Source organism: Rhizobium sp. USDA 3886, from assembly GCF_056279785.1.
This window is the reverse complement of record NZ_JBWCDC010000001.1, coordinates 915,936-941,953: the sequence shown is the minus strand read 5'-3', so window position 1 is coordinate 941,953 and position 26,018 is coordinate 915,936. Positions and strand designations below refer to the sequence as shown.

Here is a 26,018-nt window from a genome sequence, read left to right as displayed (position 1 = left end):
GCGTCCGATAACCCGCAAAACGGAGGACGCGTCATGCCGTCATTTCTGGAGATTTCATCCGACAAGCTCAACCGCATCATCGGAACGCCGAATGCGCCCGTCATTGTCGACGTCCGCACAGCCGAAGATTTTGCCGCCGACCCTAGGTTCGTCCCAGCCTCGGTCCGGCGTAGTCATACCAATGTCGACGAGTGGAGCTGCGAAGTTGCCGGTCCGGCGATCATCGTATGCCAGAGGGGTCAAAAGCTGAGTCACGGAGTAGCCGCCTATCTCCGGCATGCCGGAACGGAAGCAGAGGTTCTCGAAGGAGGATTCGAGGCGTGGCTGCGGGCCGGTGGCCAAGTCGTGCCGGAGGGCAAGGTGCCGGCGCGCGACCCGCATGGCCGGACCGTATGGGTGACGCGGGCACGTCCGAAGATCGACCGGATCGCCTGCCCCTGGCTGATCAGGCGTTTTGTCGATCCCAATGCCGTCTTCCTGTTCGTTCCGGCATCGGACGTGCCAGCAGTTGCTGATCGTTTTGGCGCGACGCCGTTCGATATAGAGGACGTCTTCTGGAGCCACCGCGGCGAACGCTGCACCTTCGACGTGATGATCGAGGAATTCAATCTCACTTCCGAACCACTGCTGCATCTCGCCACCATTATTCGCGGCGCCGATACTGCTAGGCCCGATCTCGCGCCGGAAGCCGCCGGTCTGCTCGCCGCTTCGCTCGGGCTTTCGCGCATGTTCACTGACGACCTACAGCAGCTCGACGCCGGCCTGACGCTCTATGACGCGTTTTACCGCTGGTGCCGCGACGCGACCGACGAGACACACAACTGGCCCAACCCGAAGCGGGCGCAGTGAGATGGCTGACGTCGGGGACACGGAGCGAGACGCCCCAGCGGGCCGGGATATCGTGCCTCTCGGCGAGGCGGTGAAGGTGTGGGCAAGGGTTGCGGCGCTCAGCTTCGGCGGACCGGCGGGACAAATTGCCCTCATGCATCGCGTCGTCGTCGATGAGAAGCGGTGGATCGGCGAACATCGCTTCCTGCACGCGCTCAACTACTGCATGCTGCTTCCCGGGCCGGAAGCCCATCAGTTAGCGATCTACATCGGCTGGCTGCTCAACAGGACGATCGGCGGCCTGATCGCCGGAGCGCTGTTCGTGCTCCCGGGCTTCATCGCCATCCTCGGGCTGAGCTACATCTATGCAGCCTATGGAAACGTGAGCTATATCGCCGGCCTGTTCTTCGGTCTGAAGGCCGCGGTGCTGGCGGTCGTGCTGCAGGCTGTGTTCCGGATCGGAAGCAGGGCACTCAAAAACAATGTGATGATCGGCATTGCCGCCGCCGCCTTTGTTGCGATCTTCTTTCTCCACGTCCAGTTCCCGCTGATCATCATCGCGGCCGGCATTCTGGGCTTCTTCGGCGGCCGCGCGGGCTCGCCGTTGTTCAAGGTTGGCGGTGGACACAAAAGCGGTTCGGCCGTGATCCTCGAAGACCGGGACTCCCTGCTTGGGGAGGAGACGCCGCCCCACGCCCGGCCAAACCTTGCATGGTCGCTGCGGGTATCCGGCGGCCTTGCAATCGTCTGGCTTCTGCCTGTCGCGCTGCTTTTAGCGACAACGGGATCCGGCAATGTCTTCTCGCAGGTCGGTCTCTTCTTCAGCCAGATGGCTGTCGTGACATTCGGCGGCGCATACGCGGTGCTTGCCTATGTCGCGCAGGAAGCGGTCCAGCATTTCGGATGGCTAAAACCGGGCGAGATGCTGGATGGCCTCGGCATGGCCGAGACGACACCAGGTCCGTTGATCATCGTCGTCCAGTTCGTCGGCTTCATGGCCGCCTACAGGAACCCCGGGCCGCTCGATCCGATGCTCGCCGCCACGCTCGCCGCGGTCCTGACGACATGGGTGACCTTCATTCCGAGCTTCCTCTGGATTTTTCTCGGAGCACCGTTCATCGAGAAGCTGCGCGGCAATGCCGAGCTGACCGGAGCGATGTCGGCCATCACGGCAGCCGTCGTCGGTGTGATCCTCAATCTTGCGATCTGGTTCGGGATCCACGTGCTCTTTGCCGAGGTGCGTCCTGCCTTATGGGGACCGGTTTCGATCGATGTCCCGGTTCCAGCCTCGGTCCTCTGGCCATCGCTCGCGCTGACGGCGTTTGCCGCCCTGGCTATTTTTCGCCTGAAGCTTTCGGTGATCTCGACACTGGCCATTTGCGCCGCAATCGGCGTCATGTGGACCATTCTGGCAGGCTCGGGCACCACGGCGCCGTGAGCACCGGAATTTTGTTCGCGCCGAATGCCTCTGCCGAGAAACGCTAATAAAAAACCGCTGACAGGCAGCGGTTTTTATGGTGATTTCGCTCGTCTCAGAACGGAATATCGTCATCGAGATCGCGTGAGAAATTCCCGCCGCCACCGCTGCTGCGGCCGGACGGCTGCGACGGGGCGCCGTAGTCGTCTCCGGAATTGCTGCCGCCACCGAAATCGCTGCTGCTGCCGCGTCCGCCGCTGGAACTCGCGCCGCCGCCTTCGCCGCGGCCGTCGAGCATGGTCAGCGTCGAATTGAAGCCCTGCAGCACGACTTCCGTTGAGTAACGGTCCTGGCCCTGCTGGTCCTGCCATTTGCGGGTTTGGAGCTGGCCTTCGATGTAGAGCTTGGCGCCCTTCTTCACATATTGCTCGACAACCTTGCAGAGACCTTCGTTGAAGACGACGACGGTGTGCCATTCGGTCTTTTCGCGGCGCTCGCCGGAATTGCGGTCCCGCCACGTCTCGGAGGTCGCGATGCGAAGATTGGCGATCGGGCGGCCATCCTGTGTCCTGCGGATTTCGGGGTCTGCGCCCACGTTTCCGATCAGAATTACCTTGTTCACGCTGCCAGCCATACTTCTCACCTTACTGCCGCCCTGCCCGGCGGCGCTTGAAACAATCAGTGTACCTTAAACTATAGAACCCCGGCCATGCGTGTCCATCGCCGGTTCATCCACAAGGGAATTTTGTTCTTTATTTGTTCTAGTTTATGGTTATGATCCTGTCAACAGAATCGAAAACCTCGCAACAGATGGATATTCAGCCTCGACTCGCCCGGCGGCATCACTAAATAAGGGGCTTACTCCAGCACAGAAGCAAAATTACGATGAGTGAACTTAAAACGATTTCCATCCGCGGCGCGCGCGAGCACAACCTCAAGGGCATCGACCTCGACCTGCCGCGCAACAAACTCATCGTCATGACTGGCCTTTCCGGGTCCGGCAAGTCGTCGCTTGCGTTCGACACGATCTATGCGGAGGGCCAGCGCCGCTATGTCGAAAGCCTTTCCGCCTATGCCCGCCAGTTCCTCGAGATGATGCAGAAGCCGGACGTCGACCAGATCGACGGCCTGTCGCCGGCCATATCCATCGAACAGAAGACGACTTCGCGCAATCCGCGCTCGACGGTCGGCACAGTCACAGAGATCTACGACTACATGCGCCTGCTCTTTGCGCGTGTCGGTGTTCCTTACTCGCCGGCGACGGGCCTGCCGATCGAGAGCCAGACTGTCAGTCAGATGGTCGACCGCGTGCTCGAATTCGAGGAAGGCACGCGTCTTTATATTCTGGCGCCGATCGTGCGCGGCCGTAAGGGCGAATACAAGAAGGAACTGGCGGACCTCATGAAAAAGGGCTTCCAGCGCGTCAAGGTGGACGGCCAGTTCTACGAGATCGCCGATGCTCCGGCGCTCGATAAGAAATACAAGCACGACATCGATGTTGTCGTGGACCGCATCGTCGTGCGCCCCGACATGGCGTCCCGGCTTGCCGACAGCTTCGAGACCTCGCTGAAGCTCGCAGATGGGCTTGCGATCGCCGAGTTTGCCGACAAGCCGCTGCCGCCGGGGGAAACGTCTGCGGGCGGCTCCGCCAACAAATCGCTCAACGACACGCATGAGCGCATGCTGTTCTCGGAGAAATTCGCCTGCCCCGTTTCCGGCTTCACTATTCCGGAGATCGAGCCGCGGCTCTTCTCGTTCAACAATCCGGCCGGCGCCTGCCCGACCTGCGACGGGCTTGGCGCCCAGCAGAAAATCGACCGGGCGCTGATTATCCCCGAAACGGAGCGGACACTGCGCGACGGCGCCATCGCGCCTTGGGCGAAGTCGAGTTCGCCCTACTACAACCAGACGCTGGAAGCGCTCGGCAAGCATTACGGTTTCAAGCTCGGCAACCGCTGGAGCGATCTCTCGGAAAAGGCACAGGACGTCATCCTGAACGGCACGGACGAGAAGATCGAGTTCCACTATGCCGACGGCGCACGCTCCTATACGACGCATAAGAGCTTCGAAGGCATCATCACCAATCTCGAACGCCGCTGGAAGGAAACCGATTCCGCCTGGGCGCGCGAAGAGATCGAGCGCTTCATGTCCGCAGCCCCCTGCCCGGCCTGCAACGGTTTCCGCCTGAAGCCGGAAACGCTGGCAGTGAAAATCAACAAGCTGCATATCGGCCAGGTGACCGACATGTCGATCCGCGTGGCGCGCGACTGGTTCGAGTCACTTCCAGCGACTTTCTCGGCCAAGCAGAATGAGATCGCAGTGCGCATCCTGAAGGAAATCCGCGACCGCCTGCGCTTCCTGAACGATGTCGGTCTTGAATATCTCAGCCTGTCGCGGAATTCCGGCACTCTGTCGGGCGGCGAAAGCCAGCGCATCCGCCTTGCCTCCCAGATCGGCTCGGGCCTGACGGGCGTGCTCTACGTTCTCGACGAGCCGTCGATCGGCCTGCACCAGCGCGACAATGCGCGGCTGCTCGACACGCTGAAGCACCTGCGCGATATCGGCAATACGGTGATCGTCGTCGAGCATGACGAGGATGCGATCCTGACGGCGGACGACGTGGTCGACATCGGCCCGGCGGCCGGCGTGCATGGCGGCCACATCGTGGCCCACGGAACGCCGCAGGACATCATGGCGAACCCGAGGTCGCTGACCGGCAAGTATCTCTCCGGCGAACTCGGCGTTCCGGTTCCCGACGAACGGCGCAAGCCGAAGAAAGGCCGCGAGATCAAGGTGGTCGGCGCGCGTGGCAATAATCTGAAGAACATCACGGCCTCCATCCCGCTCGGTGTCTTCACTGCAGTGACGGGCGTTTCGGGTGGCGGCAAATCCACTTTCCTGGTGGAGACGCTCTACAAATCGGCCGCACGCCGCGTGATGGGCGCCCGCGAAATTCCGGCCGATCATGACCGCATCGACGGCTTCGAGCACATCGACAAGGTGATCGATATCGACCAATCGCCGATCGGCCGCACGCCGCGTTCAAACCCGGCAACCTATACCGGTGCGTTTACGCCGATCCGCGACTGGTTCGCCGGTCTGCCGGAGGCGAAGGCGCGCGGCTATCAGCCGGGACGATTCTCCTTCAACGTCAAGGGTGGGCGCTGCGAAGCCTGCCAGGGCGACGGGGTCATCAAGATCGAGATGCACTTCCTGCCGGATGTCTACGTCACCTGCGATGTCTGCCACGGCAAGCGCTACAATCGCGAAACGCTGGACGTGACTTTCAAGGGCAAGTCGATTTCGGACGTGCTCGACATGACGGTCGAGGAAGGCGTGGAGTTCTTCAGCGCCGTACCGGCGGTACGCGACAAGCTGCAGTCGCTGTTCGATGTCGGCCTCGGTTACATCAAGGTCGGCCAGCAGGCAAATACGCTTTCAGGTGGCGAAGCCCAGCGCGTCAAACTCGCCAAGGAACTTTCCAAGCGCTCGACAGGCCGCACGCTCTACATCCTCGACGAACCGACCACCGGCTTGCACTTCCACGACGTCGCCAAGCTGCTCGAAATGTTGCACGAGTTGGTCAGCCAGGGTAATTCCGTCGTGGTGATCGAGCACAATCTCGAAGTCATCAAAACAGCCGACTGGGTGCTCGATTTCGGCCCTGAAGGCGGCGACGGCGGTGGCGAGATCGTCGCGGCCGGCACGCCCGAAGCGATCGTCAAGGAGCCGCGCTCCTATACCGGCCATTTCCTGAAGGAACTGCTGGAGCGCCGGCCGGTGAAAAAGACATTCGCGGCAGCGGAATAGCCATGCCGCGCCTGGGCTCCACTGCGGATATCGAGATAGTGAAGTCGCTAACAGGCGAAGCCTATGCACCTTACATTGCGTTGCTGGGAGCAGAGCCCATACCAGTGACCGAAGATTATGCTCCACGGATCGCGAGGGGTGAGATCTGGTTGTTTGAGATCAACGGCGTTTGCGCCGGTTTGGCGGTGCTGGAGCGTCATAGGAATCACGCAATGCTCTTTAGCATCGCCGTGTCGCCTGCTCATCAGGGCCGCGGGCACGGCAGCACCATCCTTCGCTGGGTGGAGGCTAAAGCACAGGAATGGCAACTGCCTGAGTTGCGGCTCTACACCAACGCCCGCATGACGCGGAATATCGCAATTTATAAGGATTTTGGATTTCACGAAACGGGGTCGCCGGCCGAGTCCCTACAGGCCAGGATCGACCATCGTCGACATGACAAAAGCAATGGCGTGAAGGCGGAACAACGGGAGGATCACATGAGCAAATCCGGCAGCATCCGCGTCGGTGTCGGCGGCTGGACTTTCGAGCCCTGGCGGAATCACTTCTATCCGGGCGACCTCAAGCAGAAGGACGAGCTGCACTACGCCAGCCGGCAGTTGAAGGTCATCGAAATCAATGGCACCTATTACAGCTCGCAGAAGCCCGAGACCTTTGCGAAATGGGCTGCCGACGTGCCGGATGGCTTCATCTTCTCGCTGAAGGCCAGCCGCTTCGTGACCAACAGGCGCGTGCTTGCCGAGGCGGGAGAATCCATGGAACGCTTCCTGACGCAGGGGCTAACCGAGCTCGGCGGCAAGCTCGGACCAATCCTCTGGCAGTTCGCTCCGACCAAGAAGTTTGATGACGAGGATTTCGAGGCCTTCCTAAAGCTCTTGCCGAACAACCAAGACGGCCTGCCATTGCGGCATGTCGTCGAGGTGCGCCACGATTCCTTCAAGGTGCCCGAATTCATCGCGCTGCTGGCGAAATACGGCGTGGCGCCAGTCTGCGCTGAACATTTCGACTATCCGATGATCGCCGATGTGACGGCGGATTTCGTCTATGCCCGGCTGCAGAAGGGTTCGGACGACATCAAGACCTGCTACGCCTCCAAGGACCTGAAGGCCTGGGCGAAGCGCCTTGAGACATGGGCCGAAGGCAAGGTACCGGATGATCTGCCGCTGATCGACAAGGAGCGGAAGGTCAAGAGCGAGCCGCGCGACGTTTTTGCCTTCATGATCCACGAAGGCAAGGTCAATGCGCCTTTCGGCGCGATCGCGCTTCAGGAAGAGGTCGGAAAATAGCAGTCGGCCTAGAACGGCAGCACGTGGGCGACGAGATCTTCGGCCGTCAGGCCCTGGCCGGCGCGCTGCCCGGCTTCGCCATGGAGGTAGACGCCGGCAGCGGCAGCCTCGAATGCCGGCAGACCCTGCGCCAGATACGCGCCGATGATGCCGGCAAGGACGTCGCCTGAGCCGGCGGTCGCAAGCCAGACCGGCGCGTTCGTATTGATCAGCGCCCGGCCGTCCGGCGATGCGATAACGGTATCGGCGCCCTTGTAGACGATCGCCGCGTTGGCGCGTTTGGCGGCCACTTGCGCTCTGTCGACCTTACTGAGTGTCTTGTCCGCCGCGATATCTGGAAACAGGCGTGCGAATTCGCCTTCGTGCGGCGTCAGCACGAGATGCGGCTCGCCCTCCGCGAAGAGACCGAAAAGCTCCCGCGGATCGTCTTTGAACGACGTGATGCCGTCGGCGTCGAGCACGAGATGGCGACCACTGAGTGCTGCGGCGAAGTCTCTTGTTTTTACGCCGGTCCCAAAGCCCGGTCCGAGGACGAAAGTCTGCAGGCGCTCGTCGGCCAGCCAGTCGCGCAAAGCCGTCGCGTCATCGACGGCGCACAGCATGACGGCTGTCAAATGGGCGCTGTTTTCAGCCATCGCATCCCTGGGCGTGGCGATGGTTACGAGACCAGCCCCGGCTTTCAGCCCGGCCGCGGCGGACATCCGCGCCGCACCTGTCTTTCCGGCTTCGCCCGAGAAAACGACAAGGTGCCCGCGTTTGTATTTGTGCGTCCCCAGTTTCGCCGAAGGCAGCAGGTGCGCCCATTGGATCGGGGTATTTTCGGCAATCCTGCCGGACGAACGCGCCTTGACGATGCGTGCGGGAATGCCGATGTCGGCAACCTCGACGCTGCCGCAAAGCTCCCGGCCCGGCATCAGCAGGTGGCCGGGTTTGCGCGTCATGAACGTGACCGTATGGGCAGCCCTGAACGCCGTCCCCAGCACCTCGCCGCTGCGGCCGTCGAGGCCGGATGGCAGGTCGACGGCAATGACGGGAACCATAGCACCCGTCACCTGTTCGATCACGGAACGCACCTGCGGAGGCACATCCCGTCCGAGGCCCGCGCCCCAAAGATCGCGTCGATGACGACGTCTCCCGGCGTCGGGATGTAGACATCGACCGGCTGCGAGACGAGCGCGCATTCGGCCTTTGCCCGCGCGGCATCGCCGCGAAGCTTGGCAAGGTCGCCGAGATGGAAGACGGAAACCTCGGCGCCGCTTTCCGCAAGAAGGCGGGCCGCAACGTAGCCGTCGCCGCCGTTGTTCCCGGGGCCGCAGAGAACGGCAAAGCGCAGTGCGCCGGGAAACAGCCGAAGTGCGGCACCAGCGACGGCCGCACCCGCGCTCCACATCAGCCCGAAAGAGGCGATGCCCGAATCGGACGCGGCGGCATCGACGGCCGCCATTTCTGCAGGTGTCAGGAGTAGGTCACCCAGTTTTTCTGCCATGCGCCATTCAATTCAAAAAGCGCCTAAAAAACAACCTGTTTCATGATTTCTTCTGCAGCTTAAAATTACGTCATTTGCCTATTTTCTGAGCGCTCAAGTAACAACATGTCCAATACAAGCGGCGCGGCATTTTTCCTGCTTTTGCACCATTTTTGAATTTTCGATAGCGATCCCAACCGATTCTGCTGGAAAAAATGCCTCAAAAAGCGCCGCGACGCCGCTAATTCGCGGGGAATCGACATATTTTTTCGCTCTCCGGCGTTGCGAACTGGCACGATACCTGCATCATGTTTCGCGAGCGGCAATTTGCCCGCTTTAACGGGAGAAGCGGAGAGTCATTTTCTCATGAAAAAGATCGAAGCGATCATTAAGCCTTTCAAGCTCGACGAAGTGAAGGAAGCTCTTCAGGAAGTCGGCCTGCAGGGCATCACTGTCACGGAAGCAAAGGGCTTCGGTCGCCAGAAAGGCCATACGGAACTTTACCGTGGCGCTGAATATGTCGTCGACTTTCTGCCGAAGGTGAAGGTCGAGGTCGTACTCGCCGACGAAAATGCGGAAGCCGTCATCGACGCGATCCGCAAGGCCGCGCAGACCGGCCGAATCGGAGATGGAAAAATCTTTGTATCCAATATCGAAGAAGTCATTCGAATCCGTACCGGCGAGACCGGTGTTGACGCTATTTAAGGCGGCTCGCCCAATGCGGCGAATTTATCCATCGTCATTGCAAATGAAAGGGAGATTTCATGGCGACCGCGAACGAAATTCTTAAGCAGATCAAGGAAAACGACGTCAAGTTCGTCGATCTGCGCTTTACCGACCCCAAGGGCAAGCTGCAGCATGTCACGATGGACGTCGTCTGCGTCGATGAGGACATGTTCGCTGATGGCGTGATGTTCGACGGCTCGTCGATCGGCGGCTGGAAGGCCATCAACGAGTCCGACATGGTGCTGATGCCGGATCCGGAAACGGTGCACATGGACCCGTTCTTCGCGCAGTCGACCATGGTTATCATCTGCGACATCCTGGACCCTGTTTCAGGCGAAGCCTATAACCGTGACCCGCGCGGCACCGCCAAAAAGGCTGAAGCCTATCTCAAGGCCTCCGGCATCGGCGATACAGTCTTCGTCGGCCCGGAAGCAGAATTCTTCGTCTTCGACGACGTCAAGTACAAGGCCGATCCTTACAATACCGGCTTCAAGCTCGACAGCAGCGAACTGCCCTCGAACGACGACACCGATTATGAGACCGGCAACCTCGGTCACCGTCCGCGCGTCAAGGGCGGTTACTTCCCGGTTCCACCGGTCGACAGCGCGCAGGACATGCGCTCGGAAATGCTGACAGTGCTTGCAGAAATGGGCGTCGTCGTCGAGAAGCACCACCATGAAGTGGCCGCAGCCCAGCACGAACTCGGTATTAAGTTCGACACGCTGGTGCGCAACGCCGACAAGATGCAGATCTACAAGTACGTCGTGCACCAGGTCGCCAATGCCTATGGCAAGACGGCAACCTTCATGCCGAAGCCGATCTTCGGTGACAACGGCTCAGGCATGCATGTGCATCAATCGATCTGGAAGGGCGGCAAGCCGACCTTCGCCGGCGACGAATATGCGGGCCTCTCCGAAACCTGCCTCTACTACATCGGCGGCATCATCAAGCATGCCAAGGCGATCAACGCCTTCACCAACCCGTCGACCAATTCCTATAAGCGTCTCGTTCCGGGTTACGAAGCGCCGGTGCTGCTGGCCTATTCGGCCCGCAATCGCTCGGCCTCCTGCCGCATTCCGTTCGGCTCCAACCCGAAGGCAAAGCGCGTCGAGGTCCGCTTCCCGGATCCGACCGCCAACCCGTACCTGGCTTTCGCGGCCATGCTGATGGCGGGCCTCGACGGCATCAAGAACAAGATCCATCCGGGCAAGGCCATGGATAAGGATCTGTACGACCTGCCGCCCAAGGAATTGAAGAAGATCCCAACGGTCTGCGGCTCGCTGCGGGAGGCGCTCGAAAGCCTCGACAAGGATCGCAAGTTCCTGACAGCTGGCGGTGTCTTCGACGACGATCAGATCGACGCCTTCATCGAACTGAAGATGGCAGAGGTGATGCGCTTCGAGATGACCCCACATCCGGTCGAATACGATATGTACTATTCGGCTTGATCGCTGAGCGGAAGGCTCCGGTTCCGCCGGAGCCTTCCTTCCTTGTCACTGAGGCTGATGGCGACATGACACTCATGTGACGAAAACCCGCAAAAATCTTGATTTGAGCGGGCCCAATCACCAAATCTGGTGATGAAAGGAAGTCGTACCATGAAAGAAAGAGTAGCAAAGTTCAGTATCGGTGAAGTGGTCCGGCACAAGGTCTTTCCGTTTCGCGGCGTCATCTTCGATGTCGATCCGGAATTCGCGAATACGGAAGAATGGTGGAACTCTATTCCCCCCGAAGTCCGCCCTGACAAGGACCAGCCCTTCTACCATCTGCTCGCGGAAAACGACGAAAACGAATATGTCGCTTACGTCTCCGAGCAGAACCTGGTGAATGACGAAAGCGGCATTCCGCTTCGCAATCAGCAGGTTTACCAGATTTTCGATCAGGCGCCGTCCGGCCAGCTCAAGCCCAAGATGAGCTTCGCCCACTAAGACGCGCAATCGATTATGATTTCAAACCCCGCTCCGGCGGGGTTTTTCTTTGCCGTAAAAACAGAAAACCCGGCACCATGGCCGGGTTTTCTGTTCATTGCGCTTACGTTGGCAGATTACTGCGCCTTGGCGGCGTTCTGCGCGTCTTCGAGCTTTTTGCGGGCTTCCTCGGCCTTCTTCTGCATGCTGTCCTGCAGGCTCTTCTGGCTTTCGGCGAGCTTGTTCGGCGAAACGGCTTCGCCATCATAGGCGCCGGTAAAGCCTTCGAGCGAGATTTTGATCGGGTTCGGTGCGCGGCGGAAATTGATCGACGTGAAGATCACGTCGCTGCCCTTCTTGAGGCCGGCGATCATCGCATCCGTCAGGGGGATTTCGGCGGTGCACTTGTCCGGCAGGCAGACGGCGTAATCGAGCTTCTGGCCCTTGTTGTTATCGACCTGCATCATGATGCCCGGCGGAATCAGGCGGGCGGTCGGCACCGATACCTGCAGGATCTTGCGATTGACCTTGCCGGATATGTTGATGAGGCCGACGGCCGTGACGAGCTGGCCGCCATTGGCGAGGATCAGGTTCTGAACGACGCAGATATCGTTGTCTTCCTGCTTGCTGCAGGTCTTGTACCAGCCAAGGCGCGGCGCGCCCGCAGCCTGTGCGGGCGCGTTTGCAGCGGCATCCTGTGCAAAGGAGGATACAGGAGCCGAAGCGGCGCCGAAAGCTACTGCCAGAACGGACAGAGCTGCCCGCAATTTCTTATCAGACTTGAACATCATAACGGATTCCGTCTCCTGATACCCATTCGGGACCGCGATCTGCCGTCCTCTCCAACCGGGCCACTGTGCATTCCACCTCTTAAAACATTAAGGCAAATGCATGGCCCCCAAAAACCCGGACCACCTGTTACATTGAGGCGCTGCAGATATCCAGTATTTCTTTGGCGATTTCTGGATGGTCCGAAAGATTTCGGCGTCTCGATGTTCGATTTCCTGCCCAGCATGATAGTCTTCGGCCGAATCGTGCCTTTGCCGGAAAGGATTTGAGCATGCTCCGGGTCATCCTCCCTCTCGCCTTTACGCTGTTCTGCGGCGCCGTTGCTGCCAGCCCACTGCATGGGATCGCAATGCACGGCGAACCCGCCCTGCCCCCGGACTACAAGCATTTCTCCTATGTCAATCCGGGCGTGAAAAAGGGCGGCAAGATCAGCTACGGCGTCGTCGGCACCTTCGACAACCTCAACCCCTTCATCCTGAAAAGCATGCGCACGACAGCGCGCGGCATGTGGGACCCGGACTATGGCAACCTCGTCTACGAATCGCTGCTGCAGCGCTCCCGGGCCGAACCTTTCACGCTTTATGGACTGCTTGCGGAAACCGTCGAATGGGACGAGGACCGCACGTTCATCCAGTTCAATCTCAACCCGAAGGCCAAATGGTCCGACGGCCAGCCGGTGACGCCCGAGGACGTCATGTTTTCCTTCGAGCTGCTGCGCGACAAGGGACGCGTGCCCTTTGCGAATCGTCTCAGCCTTGTCTCCAAGATGGAGAAGGTCGGCGAGCGCAGCGTGCGCTTCACCTTCAACGACAAAGCAGACCGCGAAACGCCGATGATTTTCGGGCTTATGCCGGTCCTGCCAAAGCACGCCATAGATCCCGAAACCTTCGACCGGACCTCTCTCGTGCCGCCGCTCGGCTCCGGCCCCTATAAGATCAAGGCTGTGAAGCCCGGCGAGAGCATCACCTATGAACGCAACCCGAACTACTGGGGCAAGGATATCCCTTCCAAGGTCGGCATGGACAATTACGACCAGATCACCGTTCAATATTTTCTGCAGGACACAACGCTCTTCGAGGCCTTCAAAAAGGGCGATATCGACGTCTATCCCGACGGCAGCCCCGGCCACTGGGCGACGGCCTATAATTTTCCAGCGGTTTCCACCGGTGCCGTGATCAAGGATACCTTCCAGCCGAAGCTGCCGAGCGGCATGTTCGGCTTCGTCTTCAATACCCGGCGGCCGCTATTCGCAAACACCAAGGTGCGCGAAGGGCTCTCCCTGATCTTCGATTTCGAATGGGCGAACAAAACGCTCTATTCCGGTACCTACAAGCGCACGCAGAGCTTCTGGCAGAATTCGAAGCTTTCGAGCTTCGGCGTTCCCGCCGACGCCCGCGAACTTGAGATGCTAGGCCCAATCAAAGACAAGATCGACCCGGCCATCCTCGATGGCACTTACAAGCTGCCTGTGACCGATGGGTCCGGACGCGACCGCAATGTGTTGAAAAAGGCGGTGCAGGTGCTGAAGGAAGGCGGCTATTCGATCCAGGGCGGCAAGATGGTGGATTCCAGCGGAAAGCCGCTTGCCTTCGAGATCATGACGCAGAATCCTGATCAGGAAAAACTCGCGATCGCCTTCCAGCGTTCGCTACAGACGGTGGGCATTGCTGCTTCGATCCGCACGGTGGATGATTCACAATATCAGAGCCGAACCAATAGTTTCGACTATGATGTTATCCTAAAGTCTTATGTATCGTCGCTCTCACCCGGCAATGAGCAGCTTTCCTATTGGTCCTCGGCTGCGCGCGACCGCGAGGGCAGTTCGAGTTTCGCCGGCGTTGCCGACCCAAACGTCGATACGCTGATCAAGCATATCCTCACGGCGCGCTCTGACGAGGATTTCACTGCCGCCGTCCGGTCATACGACCGATTGCTGCTTTCCGGGCACTACGTATTGCCCCTCTACCATATCGACCAGCAATGGGTCGCACGCAGCAAGCGGCTCGGACATCCGGACATCGTGCCGCTTTACGGCTACCAGCTTCCGGCCTGGTGGGATCAGAGCGTGCAGTAAGTCCTGCCGACGCTGGTTCCTTTTTCCTGCCTGGTTGAAGTCGGACGCGTCAGGGCATAGATGGCGTGGAAACCTCGGACCGATGAAAGGAAACACCATGGAACGCATAACCATCGACGTCGTATCGGATGTCGTCTGCCCTTGGTGCTATCTCGGCAAGGCGCGGCTGGAGCTTGCGATCGCCGAAGTGCAGGACGAAGTCGGCGTCGACATCAACTGGCGGCCCTACCGCCTCAATCCCGACTATCCGCCCGAAGGCGTCGATCAGAAGAAGGCTCTGGAGCAGAAGCTCGGCGGCGCCGAACGGGTCGCACAGGCCCACAAGATGCTGACCGATTTCGGCCGCGACGTCGGCATCAATTTCGACTTCGAGGCGATCAAAGTCGGCCCGAATACGCTCGATGCGCACCGCCTCATCCATTGGGCCATGGTCGAGGATCGCGAAAAGCAGGACCGCGTCGTCAATGCACTCTTCAAGGCGAATTTCGAGGAAGGCCGCAATCTCGGGAACCACGCCGTATTGCTCGACATCGCCGAGCAAGCCGGCCTCGACCGCGCTGTCATCGCCTCCCTGCTTGCTTCGGATGCCGACCGCGATCTGGTGATTGCAGAGATCGAGGCGGCCCAGAAAATGGGCGTCACCGGCGTCCCGTTCTTCATCTTCGACCAGCAGTATGCCGCCAGCGGCGCGCAGACGCCGGACGTTCTGGCAGGCGCACTTCGCGACATCGCCAAGGCGAAGGCCGAAGCGCGCGCCGGAATGAACTGACCCGACTTACGGCTTCGCCATTTCGGCCAGCTGCGTCATGACGACGGCCGCGCCTTGCAACCGCTTTTCCGGCGTCGGCAGGTCGCGGGTCAAAAACACGCTGTGGTCCGGACGGATCTTCGCCATCGTGCCCTGCTTGGCAATATAGCCGACCAGGTTTGCCGGGTTCGGGAATTCCTTGTTGCGGAATTGGACGACCACGCCCTTCGGCCCGGCGTCCAGCTTCTCGACATTGGCGATGCGGCAAAGCGATTTGATGTAGACGATCTTCAAAAGATGCTGCACCTCGATCGGCATCGGACCGAAGCGGTCGATCATCTCGGCGCCGAAAGCATCGATCTCCTTTAGTTCGGTGATCTCGCCGAGGCGACGATAGAGGGCCATGCGCAGATGCAGGTCCGGTACATAGCCGTCCGGGATCATCACCGGCGTGCCGACCGAAATCTGCGGCGACCAACCTGTGTCCAGGATTTCATCGACACCCTTCACCTCGGCAACCGCCTCTTCCAGCATCTGCTGGTAAAGCTCGAAGCCGACTTCCTTGATATGGCCGGACTGTTCCTCGCCGAGCAGGTTGCCTGCACCGCGGATATCGAGGTCGTGGCTGGCGAGCTGGAAACCGGCGCCGAGCGTATCCAACGACTGCAGCACCTTGAGGCGGCGCTCGGCGGTTGCTGTCAGCACCTTGTTGACCGGCAGCGTGAAGAGGGCGAAAGCGCGGACCTTCGAGCGGCCGACGCGGCCGCGGAGCTGATAGAGCTGCGCCAGACCGAACATGTCGGCGCGATGAACGATCAGCGTGTTGGCGGTCGGAACATCGAGGCCGGATTCGACGATGGTCGTCGAAAGCAGCACGTCGTAGCGGCCCTCGTAGAAGGCATTCATGACGTCTTCGAGTTCGCCCGCCGGCATCTGGCCATGGGCGACGGCCACCTTCAGCTCGGGTACCTCGGACTGCAGGAAGGCGTGCACGTCTTCGAGATCAGCAAGACGCGGGCAGACGTAAAAACTCTGGCCACCGCGATAATGCTCGCGCATCAGCGTCTCGCGGATGACCAGGCTGTCGAAGGGCGAAATGAAGGTGCGCACCGCCATACGGTCGACCGGCGGCGTGGTGATCAGCGACAACTCGCGGACGCCGGTCATCGCCAGCTGCAGTGTGCGCGGGATCGGCGTTGCCGAGAGCGTCAAGACGTGCACGTCGCTCTTCATCTCCTTCAGGCGCTCCTTGTGCTTCACGCCAAAATGCTGCTCCTCGTCGATAATCAGCAGGCCGAGATTGGCGAATTTGATGCCGGCGCCGAGCAGTGCGTGCGTGCCGACGACGATATCGGTCTTGCCCTCGGCCACTTCCTTTTTCGTGAGAGCGAGCTCCTTCGAACCGACAAGGCGCGAGGCCTGCTGGATACGCACAGGCAGGCCGCGGAAGCGCTCGATAAAAGTCTTGAAGTGCTGCCGGGCAAGGAGCGTCGTCGGCACGACGACGGCCACCTGAATACCGTTCATCGCGGCGACGAAGGCGGCGCGCAGCGCCACTTCCGTCTTGCCGAACCCGACGTCGCCGCAGACGAGGCGATCCATCGGACGCCCGGCAGCGAGATCGCCGCGCACGGCCTCGATCGCGTTGTCCTGGTCTTCCGTCTCGTCATAGGGGAAGCGGGCGGCGAATTCGTCATAAAGGCCGTCCGGCGTCGTCAGCATCGGCGCGTGACGGGTCAAACGCTCGGCCGCAATCCGGATTAGCGCGTCCGCCATGTCGAGGAGGCGCTTCTTGAGCTTCGCCTTGCGCATCTGCCAGGCGCCGCCACCGAGTTTGTCCAGATGAGCTTCGGTTCCCTCGCCGCCATAGCGGGACAGTAGGTCGATGTTTTCGACCGGCAGGAAGAGCTTGGCGTCATCGGCATATTGCAGCTCGAGGCATGCGTGCGGGGCGCCGGCCGCCTCGATTGTCTTCAGGCCGACGAACCGGCCGATGCCGTGTTCGGCGTGAACGACGATCGAACCTTCGTCGAGACCCGCAACCTCCGAAATGAAGTCGGCAGCGCGCTTGCGACGCTTCGTGCGGCGAACCATCCGGTCGCCGAGAATGTCCTGCTCGCCGATGACAATGAGGTTGCCTGTCTCGAAGCCGGATTCGAGGCTGAGCACGGCCGCCGCCGCCTCGCCCCTATCCAGAGAATCGACGGCCTTCAACGCTTCGACCGGTTTGACGCGCTCCAGGCCGTGCTCGTTCAGCACCTGCAGCAGGCGTTCGAGCGAACCTTCCGTCCAGGCCGTAATGATTACCTTCGCGCCGCCGGCCCGCTTGTCAGCTATATACTTGACGACCAGATCGAAGATGTTGACGCGCTCGGCATCACCACCTTCGAAATTCGAGCGCGCCCAGCGCTCGCCCTGACGCGCATCGACGTTGACCACACGTCTTGCTTCGCCTTCATGCTCGTTGAAGGGTGAAGTCCGCATGGCGTTGAACGCATCCAGCGTCTTCGCAAAGATCTCGCTGTCGAGATAAAGCTGGCCGGGCGTCACAGGCTTATAAGGTGTCCCCTGGGCCATCTGGCCCTTGACCTGGTGGCCTGAGTTCAAGCGGGCATCGAAGTAGTCGAGAACGAGCTTCGAGCGCTCCTCGGCGGCCTCGCGCACGGTATGGTCGGTGACCAGCCGGAAACCCTTAAGGTAATCGAACGTCGTCTCCAGCTTCTCGTAGAAGAGCGGCAGCCAGTGCTCCATGCCGGGATAGCGGCGGCCTTCGGAGACAGCCAGATAGAGCGCATCGTCGCGCGTCGCAGCGCCGAAAGCGGAGAGATAATTCTTGCGGAAGCGGCTGATGGTATCCGGCGTCAGCGTCACTTCGCTCATCGGGTTGAGGTCGAGCGAGCGTACCTGCCCGGTCGTGCGCTGGCCTGCCGGATCGAAGCTGCGGATGCTTTCCAGCGTATCGCCGAAGAAATCGAGGCGGACCGGCTCTTCCGAACCCGGCACGAAAACGTCGAGGATACCGCCGCGCACCGCATATTCGCCGACTTCACGCACGGTCGCGACGCGCTCGAACCCGTTCCGCTCCAGACGGCCGGCGAGGTCGTCCATGCGCACCTGGTTGCCGGGACGCGCCGAGAATGCCAGGCCCTCGATCACATCCTGCGGCGCCACCTTCTGCAGCATGGCGTTGACGGTAACGAGCACGATTGCCGCATGCGGCTTCTTGCGATGGGCAATCAGGCCGCTCAGCGCCGCCAAACGGCGGGCCGAGGTATCGGCGCTCGGGGAAACACGGTCGTAAGGCAGGCAGTCCCATGCGGGCAGCGTCAGGACCGGAATGTCGGGCGCGACAAAGCCGAGCATCTGCTCCAGATCGGCCATGCGCTGCCCGTCGGAAAGCACATAGGCGACCGGTCCGCCTGCACGCGCCAGTTCGGCCAGCAGAAGCGGCTCCAGGCCGGTCGGCACGTTGCCGATCGTCAGCGGCTCGGCGGCGGCTGCGAGCTTGCTTGCGTCAAATCCTGAGATCATTCCGGCTTCCTGGGTGCGGTATCGGCCGGGTATTCGAAATCCGGCTTGAAGGCGGTGAGCCGCTGGAACATAGGGGTTTGAAAGCGCTCCGGCACCGGCCATGTGCCCATAACCCAGCGCAGAAGGTCGTTGTCTTCCTCGCCCATGATGGTTTCGAGCTCGTCGAGCTCCGCCTCGGACAAAGTTGCGATCTCGGCTTCGGCGAACTGACCGAATACAAGATCCATCTCGCGCAACCCGCGATGCCAACAGCGGAACAATATGCGGCGGCGGCGCGGGTCGAGACCGGCACTCGAGAGTGTCACACCTGTCATGGCATTACCTTCCTGTTGATGCGCCTCTATAGCCCCTCAAAAGCGGCTTGTCAGCCTTGCCAATACCCTATTGTTCATCGCATCTTGCAGCATGCGCCCGACCATCCTCGATCCGCTGTTTTCTCCCGTTTCGGCTCTTCCGGGCGTCGGGCCGAAGATTGCCGAGCTGCTGGTGAAGCTGCTAGGACGCGAGAACCCTGAAGATACGCGGATCATTGACCTGCTTTTCCATGCGCCGCATTCGCTGATCGACCGGCGCAACCAGCCGGGAGTTGCGCGCGCGCCGCAAGGAGCGATCGTGACGATCACGGCGCGGGTCGACCGGCATCAGCCGCCACCACGAGGCAAGAGCAATATCCCCTACCGCGTCTTCCTGCATGACGAGACAGGCGAACTCAGCCTCGTCTTCTTCCGCGGGCAGGCGGCGTGGCTCGACAAGCAGCTTCCGATCGACGAAGAGGTTATCGTCAGCGGCAAGATCGACTGGTTCAATGGCCGGGCGACGATGGTGCACCCGGACTACATCGTAAAGGCCGGCGATACGGAGAACCTGCCGCTCGTCGAGCCGGTCTATCCACTGACGGCCGGGCTCTCGCCGAAGACGCTACGCAAGATCATCGAGGCCGCGGTACTTCGCATGCCGGAGCTGCCGGAATGGATCGATCTTTCGCTGGCGCAGGCACAGGGATTGCCGTCGATTTCCGACAGCTTCCATATGCTGCACGAACCGCGTGATCCGGCGGACATCGGTCCGCAGGCCCCTGCCCGGCGCAGGCTCGCCTATGACGAATTCCTTGCCGGTCAGCTATCACTCGCGCTGGTGCGCCAGCGGCTTCGCAAGGTCGCCGGGCATCCGGTCCATGCCACCGGCAAAATCAGCGGCAAGATCCTGCAGGAACTGCCCTTTTTGCCCACGCGCAGCCAAACCGAGGCAATTGCCGACGTCGTGAAGGACATGGCTGGCGAAGAACGCATGCTGCGGCTGCTCCAGGGCGACGTCGGGTCCGGCAAGACGCTGGTGGCGCTAATGGCCATGGCAGCGGTGATCGAGAGCAGCGGACAGGCCGTTCTGATGGCTCCCACCGAAATCCTTGCGCGGCAGCACTACGCGACGATCTCCAAATTCGCCGCTTCTGCCGGTCTCGGTATCAAGGTGCTAACCGGCCGCACCAAGGGACGCGAGCGCGACGATATCCTGGAGCGCATCGCCTCAGGCGAGGCCCAGATCATCATCGGCACGCATGCGCTCTTCCAGGAGAGCGTCAACTACAAGAACCTGATGCTGGCGGTCGTCGATGAGCAGCATCGCTTTGGCGTGCACCAGCGTCTGCGGCTGACCGCGAAGGGCATCTCGCCGCATATGCTGGTGATGACGGCGACCCCCATTCCACGCACGCTGGTGCTTGCCGCCTTCGGCGACATGGATGTCTCAAAGCTCACCGAAAAACCCGCTGGACGCAAACCGATCCAGACGATCACCATCCCCAGCGAACGCACCAGCGAGATCGTCGATCGGCTACAGAGCGCGCTTGCCGAGGGCAAGAAAGCCTATTGGATTTGCCCGCTGGTCGAAGAATCCGAAGAACTCGACCTTATGTCTGCCGAAGAGCGGCACGCGACATTGGTCTCCGCCCTCGGTCCAGGCATCGGCCTCATCCATGGCCGCATGAGCGGGCCGGAGAAAGATGCCGTGATGCTGGCGTTCAAGAACGGTGAACTCAGACTGCTGGTGGCGACCACCGTCGTCGAAGTCGGCGTCGACGTGCCGGACGCGACGATCATGGTGATCGAGCATGCAGAACGCTTCGGCCTCTCGCAGCTCCATCAGCTTCGCGGCCGCGTCGGCCGCGGCGATGAAGCCTCGACCTGCATCCTGCTGTACAAAGGCCCGCTCGGCGAAACCGGCCATGCGCGGCTTTCGATCTTGCGGGAAACGGAGGACGGTTTCAGGATTGCCGAGGAGGATTTGAAGCTGCGCGGCGAAGGCGAATTGCTCGGCACCCGCCAATCCGGCACACCCGGCTTCCGGATCGCGAGCCTGGAAGCCCATGCCGACCTTCTGGAGATCGCCCGCAGAGATGCTGCCTACCTGATCGAGCGCGACCCGGAACTGACGAGCGAACGCGGCACGGCCGTCCGCACCCTGCTCTATCTATTCAGGCGCGACGAAGCGATCCGCTTTCTTCGCGCGGGCTAGCAGTCTCGGCTTTCCCGGAACCGGTTCATTGGACGGCTTGGCCGGAAAGTCTGGCGCCACGAGGCCGCCGGAAACCAGCAGCTTGGCGCCGTCTTCTGCGCTCATGTCGAGCACGACGATCTTTTCGCGCGGCACGAAGATCAGAAAGCCCGCGGTCGGTATTGGCGTCGGCGGCAGGAACACGCTCACCATATCCTGGCCCATGGCGTTGAACTTCGAAGCGATCTCGCCCTTTGCATCGGTCGCGATGAACACCAGCGCCCAGAGGCCGGGACTCGGATATTCGATGAGGCCGACCTTCTTGAAAGAGTTGCTTTGCTCCTTCAACACCGTCTCGAATATCTGCTTCACGCTCTTGTAGATGCTGCGCACCAGCGGTACGCGGCGCACGACTGACTCACCGAACTGCACGATGGTCTGGCCGATGAGGTTCTTGCCGAGAAAACCGATGATGGTGATGAAGATCATCGCGATCACCAGGCCGGAGCCGGGTACGGCGAAATTCAGGTAGCTGTCCGGATCGTAGCGCGCCGGAATATAGGGCTTCACCCAGCTGTCGGCCCACCGGACGACGGACCAGGTCAGCCACAGCGTGATCGCAATCGGGGCACAGATGATAAGGCCCGCAAGGAAGTTGTTTCTCATGCGGGTCGCTATCGGCAATCGGGGCAGTTTGTGCGTCATCGCTCGCGATGAACTCCCTTGAATCTACCGGCTGTCGTGATCAGGGCTCCCCCGCACCCGGAACGAAGCTGCCAGAATTCGGCCCCTTCCACAAGCCTTCCGGCGGCTTTCTGATTCACTCCACCGTGACCGATTTCGCGAGATTACGCGGCTGGTCTACATCCGTGCCCATGAAGACAGCGGTATGGTAGGCAAGCAGCTGGATCGGGAGCGAAAAGATCATCGGCGCAATGATCTCAGGGACGTTCGGAAGCGCGATAGTCGCCATCGTCGGCAGCTTGGAGGCAGCAGCACCTGCTTCGTCGGTGATGAAGATGATCCGGCCGCCACGGGCTGCGACTTCCTGCATGTTCGAAACTGTCTTTTCGAAGAACCGGTCGTAGGGCGCGATCACAATGACCGGCATATTCTCGTCGATCAGCGCGATCGGCCCGTGCTTCAATTCACCGGCCGCATAGCCTTCCGCATGGATATAGGAAATCTCCTTGAGCTTCAGTGCGCCTTCCATCGCCAGCGGGAAACTGGTGCCGCGACCGAGATATAGCACGTCGCGGCACTTGGAGAGTTCGCGCGACAGGCTTTCCATCTGCGGCTGCACGAGATTCAGCACGCGGCTCATGATGCGCGGCATTTCAGCAAGTTGCCGGACGAGCGCCTTTTCCTCATCGACGCTGACGGTGCCGCGCGCCTTGCCGGCACCGATTGCCAGTGACGCAAGGACCGCCAGCTGGCAGGTGAAGGCCTTCGTTGAAGCCACGCCGATTTCGGGGCCTGCCATGATCGGGAACACGGCATCGGATTCGCGCGCAATGGTCGATTCCTGCACGTTGACCACCGCACCAATCTTCAGACCGTTCTCCTTGCAATAGCGGAGCGAGGCGAGCGTATCGGCGGTCTCGCCGGACTGTGAGATAAAGAGCGCCGCCTGCGACGGCTGCAGCGGCATCTCGCGATAGCGGAATTCCGAGGCGACGTCGATCTCGACCGGCAGACGAGCATAGCGCTCGAACCAGTATTTGCCGATCAGGCCGGCGAGATAGGCCGTGCCGCAAGCCGAGACCGCAAGGCTGCTGACCGCCCTGAAGTCAATCTCAGCCGCATTGGCGCCGATCGTGTTCTCGGCAAAATTCATATAATGGCTGAGCGCGTGGGAGATCACCTCCGGCTGCTCGTAGATTTCCTTCTCCATGAAGTGACGATGGTTGCCCTTGTCGACGACATAGGCGGTCGCCTGCGAAATCTGCCGCGGGCGGTTTACCGGGTTGCCGGAGAAGTCGACGATCGTAGCGCCTTCGCGGGTAATGACCGCACAGTCGCCGTCGACGAGATAGGTGATTTCGTTGGTGAAGGGCGAAAGAGCGATCGCATCGGAACCAAGAAACGTCTCGCCGTTGCCGAAACCAACGGCAAGCGGCGGGCCGGAGCGTGCCGCCAGCAGCGTGCCCGGATCGCTCTGCAGCATGACGACGAGCGCATAGGCGCCGGTCACGCGGTTCAGCATCCTCAGCATAGCAGCGCGGGGCTCAAACCCTTCGCGCAGGTATTTCGCCATCAGGTGGGCGACGACTTCGGTGTCGGTCTGGCTTTCGAAGACGGCACCATCGGCGTTGAGCTCGTCACGCAGTTCCGAGAAGTTTTCGATAATGCCGTTATGGACGACCGCCACGCCCTCGACGAAATGCGGGTGCGCATTGGTCTCGTTCGGAACGCCGTGGGTTGCCCACCGCGTATGAGCGATGCCGGTCGTACCGGGCAGCGGCTCGGCGTCGAGGCGCTTCTCGAGATTGAGGAGTTTGCCCTCGGCGCGGCGGCGGTTCATCACGCCTTCGTGGATGGTGGCGACTCCCGCCGAATCGTAACCTCGATATTCGAGCCGCTTCAGCGCATCGACCAGACGTTCCGCAACCGGCTGGCCGCCGACGATCCCCACAATGCCGCACATGCAAATGTCCCCCAACGCTTTGAAAATAACGAGGCCAGTCCTAGCGATTTTCTGTTATTTCTCAATAAGTCAGCCAGTCACTTTCGATTTCCGGTCGTTACTCAGCCTTGGTTTGCCTCGCGGCCTTGATCGCCAGTGCCCGTTCGCGGATCGCCTTGCCGCGTTCGGGTTTGACTTCCTGGCGCGCCCGGCCGAAAGCGAGCGCCTCGGCAGGGACATTGTGGGTGATGACGCTGCCCGACGCAATATAGGCGCCGTCGCCAATACTGACCGGAGCAACCAGTGCACTATTGGAGCCGATGAAGGCGTTGGCGCCGATGCGGGTCTCGTGCTTGTTCACGCCGTCATAATTGCAGGTGATCGTACCCGCACCGATATTGGCTCCGGCGCCGATGACCGCATCGCCGATATAGGTCAGGTGGTTGACCTTGGCGCCCTTGCCGATCTGCCCATTCTTCACCTCGCAGAAATTGCCGACCTTCGATCCCTCCCCGAGATCAGCGCCCGGCCGCAGGCGTGCAAAGGGACCGACCGCCGCACCGGCGCTAACATGCGCGCCTTCGATGTGGGAAAAAGCATGGATCACCACGCCGCCATCGACGACCGAGCCCGGACCGAAGACCACATTCGGCTCGATCAGCACATCCTGGCCGATGACGGTATCGTGGGATAGGAAAACTGTTTCCGGCGCGATCATCGTCACGCCGGAAATCATCAGTTCGTGACGGCGGCGTTCCTGCCAGAAATGCTCGATCGCCGCGAGTTCTGCCCTGTTGTTGCAGCCCGTCATTTCCACTTCCGGGGCATCGACGGCCGTCACCCGGCCGCCGAGCGAGCGGGCAATCTCGACGAGATCCGTTAGGTAGTATTCGCCTTTGGCGTTGCTGTTTCCGATGCGCGCAAGAAGATCGAGCGCCTTGCGGCCGTTGATCGCCATCAGGCCGCTGTTGCACCATTTGACGGCACGCTCGGCGTCAGTAGCGTCCTTCTCCTCGCGGATCGCGATCAACTCGCCGTCCTTGACGAGCAGGCGGCCGTAGCCTGTGGGCTTGTCCGTATGGAAGCCTAAGACGACGATGTCGCTGCCATCTGCCAGTCCCTGACGCGCGGCCTTCAGCGGTCCCTCGGTCTGCAACGGCACGTCGCCATAGGTCACCAGGACATCGTCGTAGCCTCGAGCAATCGCTTCGCGTGCCGCAAGGACGGCATGTCCTGTTCCGAGGCGCTCCTTCTGCAGATGCGCCTCGACCTCGACTCCGCCGATCCTGGCCGCCTTCGCGACCTCATCGGCATCGCGCCCGACGACGACGGCGACTGACGAAATACCGGCCTTTGCCACGGCATCCACGACATGGGCGATCATCGGCCGGTTGGCGACCGGATGCAGCACCTTCGATCTCGAGGACTTCATTCGGGTGCTGTCGCCGGCGGCAAGAATGACGGCAAGGCAGGTGCGTTCCATGGGCAGGCTCCGGAAATCCGTTGTTCAGCTCTGCCTCATAGCAGCAAGGCGAACGGGCGACAAAGCTGAAATTGAATCAGACCGGAACCTTGGCGAGCGCCGCATAGGCCTCTCGGATATGCTCCCGCCCTTCGATGATAACGTCTTCCATTGCCTTGCGGGCGCCGACAACGTCTCCAGCAACGATCGCGTCGACGATGCGCATATGCGTCTCTGCGATGGTGGAGAAGCCGTTCTGCGACGACGGCGTGCTCAGCCGGAACATGCCGACGAGCGCGGCCTCGATCAGACTTCCAAGCGTGCGCATGAACGGGTTGTGAGATGCATCAGCAATGGCAAGATGGAATTTAAGGTCGGCGAGCGCCAGGCTTTCCGTCGTATGGCCGGGCTCGGCCATATCGAGCGCCAATGCGCGCAGCGTCGCGATGTCATCGGCGTTTGCCCGTTCTGCCACAAGGCCCGCGGCGAAAGGCTCCACGGCAAGTCGGATGTCATAGAGTTGCAGCAGGAATTCCTCGGTGACACCATGGTCGAAATGCCAGGAGATGATCTCGCTGTCGAACATGTTCCAGAGGTTCTTCTCCGTTACACGTGTGCCGACGCGCGCCTTGGCAACGACCATGCCTTTGGCCGCAAGCGTCTTCATCGTTTCCCGAAGGACGGTGCGGGAGACCTTGAAGCGTTGCGCAAGCTCGACGTCGCCGGGCAAAATCGAGCCGACCGGATAGGTTCCGGCGACAATGGCCTTGCCGAGCTCGTCCACGACCTGCGCGTGGCTCGTGCGGGTCTTGCGGCCGGTCCTTCGTGTCTCAAGCAATCGGTTGCGCAACAAGTCCTC

Annotated in this window: 18 protein-coding genes and 2 pseudogenes; 11 read left to right on the top strand and 9 right to left on the bottom strand. The window is 60.9% G+C overall.

All coding sequences use genetic code 11. The features are described from left to right. The first annotated feature begins 33 nt into the window (after positions 1-33). Together ACZ9BX_RS04865 and chrA are read left to right on the top strand one after the other, a co-directional pair. The gene (locus ACZ9BX_RS04865; protein ID WP_476216076.1) at positions 34-849 is read left to right on the top strand and encodes a chromate resistance protein ChrB domain-containing protein; all 816 of its coding nucleotides are present in this window, start codon (positions 34-36) and stop codon (positions 847-849) included. 1 nt (position 850) lies between these two features. Continuing rightward, entirely contained in the window at positions 851-2,266 is a 1,416-nt protein-coding gene (gene chrA, locus ACZ9BX_RS04860; RefSeq protein WP_476216074.1) for a chromate efflux transporter, read from the top strand. A 94-nt stretch (positions 2,267-2,360) separates the two neighbouring features. On the opposite strand, the gene ACZ9BX_RS04855 is transcribed toward chrA, so the two are convergent. Then, a complete protein-coding gene (locus tag ACZ9BX_RS04855) occupies positions 2,361-2,879 on the bottom strand; it encodes a single-stranded DNA-binding protein (RefSeq protein ID WP_132566079.1) in 519 nt (172 codons plus the stop codon). 251 nt (positions 2,880-3,130) lie between these two features. Between ACZ9BX_RS04855 and uvrA the strand changes: the two genes are divergently transcribed. From uvrA to ACZ9BX_RS04840, 3 genes and pseudogenes are all read left to right on the top strand, one after another. Then, positions 3,131-6,055, top strand: a complete 2,925-nt coding sequence (uvrA, locus tag ACZ9BX_RS04850; protein ID WP_476216073.1) for an excinuclease ABC subunit UvrA — start codon at positions 3,131-3,133, stop codon at positions 6,053-6,055. Between the two features lie 2 nt (positions 6,056-6,057). Continuing rightward, a pseudogene (locus ACZ9BX_RS04845) lies at positions 6,058-6,511 on the top strand (GNAT family N-acetyltransferase). Positions 6,512-6,534: 23 nt separating this feature from the next. After that, on the top strand, positions 6,535-7,341 hold the full coding sequence (locus ACZ9BX_RS04840) for a DUF72 domain-containing protein (protein ID WP_476216071.1): 807 nt from the start codon (positions 6,535-6,537) through the stop codon (positions 7,339-7,341). An 8-nt stretch (positions 7,342-7,349) separates the two neighbouring features. On the opposite strand, the pseudogene ACZ9BX_RS04835 reads toward ACZ9BX_RS04840, so the two are convergent. Further along, positions 7,350-8,827 (bottom strand): annotated as a pseudogene (locus tag ACZ9BX_RS04835) (NAD(P)H-hydrate dehydratase). A gap of 345 nt (positions 8,828-9,172) precedes the next feature. On the opposite strand from ACZ9BX_RS04835, the gene ACZ9BX_RS04830 reads away from it, so the two are divergent. From ACZ9BX_RS04830 to hspQ, 3 genes are all read left to right on the top strand, one after another. After that, positions 9,173-9,511: a P-II family nitrogen regulator gene (locus tag ACZ9BX_RS04830; protein WP_018900556.1), complete on the top strand. Its 339-nt coding sequence runs from the start codon at positions 9,173-9,175 to the stop codon at positions 9,509-9,511. A 59-nt stretch (positions 9,512-9,570) separates the two neighbouring features. Continuing rightward, on the top strand, positions 9,571-10,980 hold the full coding sequence (gene glnA / locus ACZ9BX_RS04825; protein WP_027509482.1) for a type I glutamate--ammonia ligase: 1,410 nt from the start codon (positions 9,571-9,573) through the stop codon (positions 10,978-10,980). A gap of 150 nt (positions 10,981-11,130) precedes the next feature. Next, a complete protein-coding gene (gene hspQ, locus ACZ9BX_RS04820) occupies positions 11,131-11,460 on the top strand; it encodes a heat shock protein HspQ (protein ID WP_132566091.1) in 330 nt (109 codons plus the stop codon). Between the two features lie 116 nt (positions 11,461-11,576). Here hspQ and ACZ9BX_RS04815 read toward each other — a convergent pair whose 3' ends face one another. Next, entirely contained in the window at positions 11,577-12,230 is a 654-nt protein-coding gene (locus tag ACZ9BX_RS04815) for an invasion associated locus B family protein (protein ID WP_027509480.1), read from the bottom strand. A gap of 269 nt (positions 12,231-12,499) precedes the next feature. Here ACZ9BX_RS04815 and ACZ9BX_RS04810 point away from each other — a divergent pair, with 269 nt between their 5' ends. Then, on the top strand, positions 12,500-14,302 hold the full coding sequence (locus ACZ9BX_RS04810; RefSeq protein WP_476216066.1) for an extracellular solute-binding protein: 1,803 nt from the start codon (positions 12,500-12,502) through the stop codon (positions 14,300-14,302). A gap of 97 nt (positions 14,303-14,399) precedes the next feature. Then, the gene (locus tag ACZ9BX_RS04805; protein WP_132566097.1) at positions 14,400-15,071 is read left to right on the top strand and encodes a DsbA family oxidoreductase; all 672 of its coding nucleotides are present in this window, start codon (positions 14,400-14,402) and stop codon (positions 15,069-15,071) included. Between the two features lie 6 nt (positions 15,072-15,077). Here the strand turns inward: ACZ9BX_RS04805 and mfd are convergent, their stop codons facing one another. Both mfd and ACZ9BX_RS04795 read right to left on the bottom strand, forming a co-directional pair. After that, positions 15,078-18,581: a transcription-repair coupling factor gene (gene mfd, locus ACZ9BX_RS04800; protein ID WP_476216063.1), complete on the bottom strand. Its 3,504-nt coding sequence runs from the start codon at positions 18,579-18,581 to the stop codon at positions 15,078-15,080. Then, on the bottom strand, positions 18,578-18,895 hold the full coding sequence (locus tag ACZ9BX_RS04795) for an FAD assembly factor SdhE (RefSeq protein ID WP_476216061.1): 318 nt from the start codon (positions 18,893-18,895) through the stop codon (positions 18,578-18,580). Before ACZ9BX_RS04795 ends, mfd begins: the two co-directional genes overlap by 4 nt. Positions 18,896-18,986: 91 nt before the next feature. Here ACZ9BX_RS04795 and recG point away from each other — a divergent pair, with 91 nt between their 5' ends. Next, entirely contained in the window at positions 18,987-21,092 is a 2,106-nt protein-coding gene (gene recG / locus ACZ9BX_RS04790) for an ATP-dependent DNA helicase RecG (RefSeq protein ID WP_476216059.1), read from the top strand. Here recG and ACZ9BX_RS04785 read toward each other — a convergent pair. The 4 genes from ACZ9BX_RS04785 to ACZ9BX_RS04770 all read right to left on the bottom strand — a co-directional run bounded on the left by ACZ9BX_RS04785 (position 21,048) and on the right by ACZ9BX_RS04770 (position 26,009). Next, a complete protein-coding gene (locus tag ACZ9BX_RS04785; RefSeq protein WP_027509474.1) occupies positions 21,048-21,776 on the bottom strand; it encodes a DUF502 domain-containing protein in 729 nt (242 codons plus the stop codon). The two genes, recG and ACZ9BX_RS04785, sit on opposite strands and share 45 nt — an antisense overlap. Before the next feature lie 115 nt (positions 21,777-21,891). Next, complete coding sequence (glmS, locus tag ACZ9BX_RS04780) at positions 21,892-23,718, bottom strand: glutamine--fructose-6-phosphate transaminase (isomerizing) (protein WP_476216057.1); 1,827 nt, start codon at positions 23,716-23,718, stop codon at positions 21,892-21,894. Positions 23,719-23,815: 97 nt separating this feature from the next. Beyond that, positions 23,816-25,180 (bottom strand): bifunctional UDP-N-acetylglucosamine diphosphorylase/glucosamine-1-phosphate N-acetyltransferase GlmU, encoded by a 1,365-nt coding sequence (gene glmU / locus ACZ9BX_RS04775; RefSeq protein ID WP_476216055.1) that lies wholly within the window; start codon positions 25,178-25,180, stop codon positions 23,816-23,818. Positions 25,181-25,256: 76 nt separating this feature from the next. Further along, positions 25,257-26,009 carry a FadR/GntR family transcriptional regulator gene (locus ACZ9BX_RS04770; RefSeq protein WP_476216053.1) on the bottom strand — a complete coding sequence of 251 codons (753 nt, stop codon included), beginning with the start codon at positions 26,007-26,009 and terminating at the stop codon, positions 25,257-25,259. Positions 26,010-26,018 lie beyond the last annotated feature (9 nt).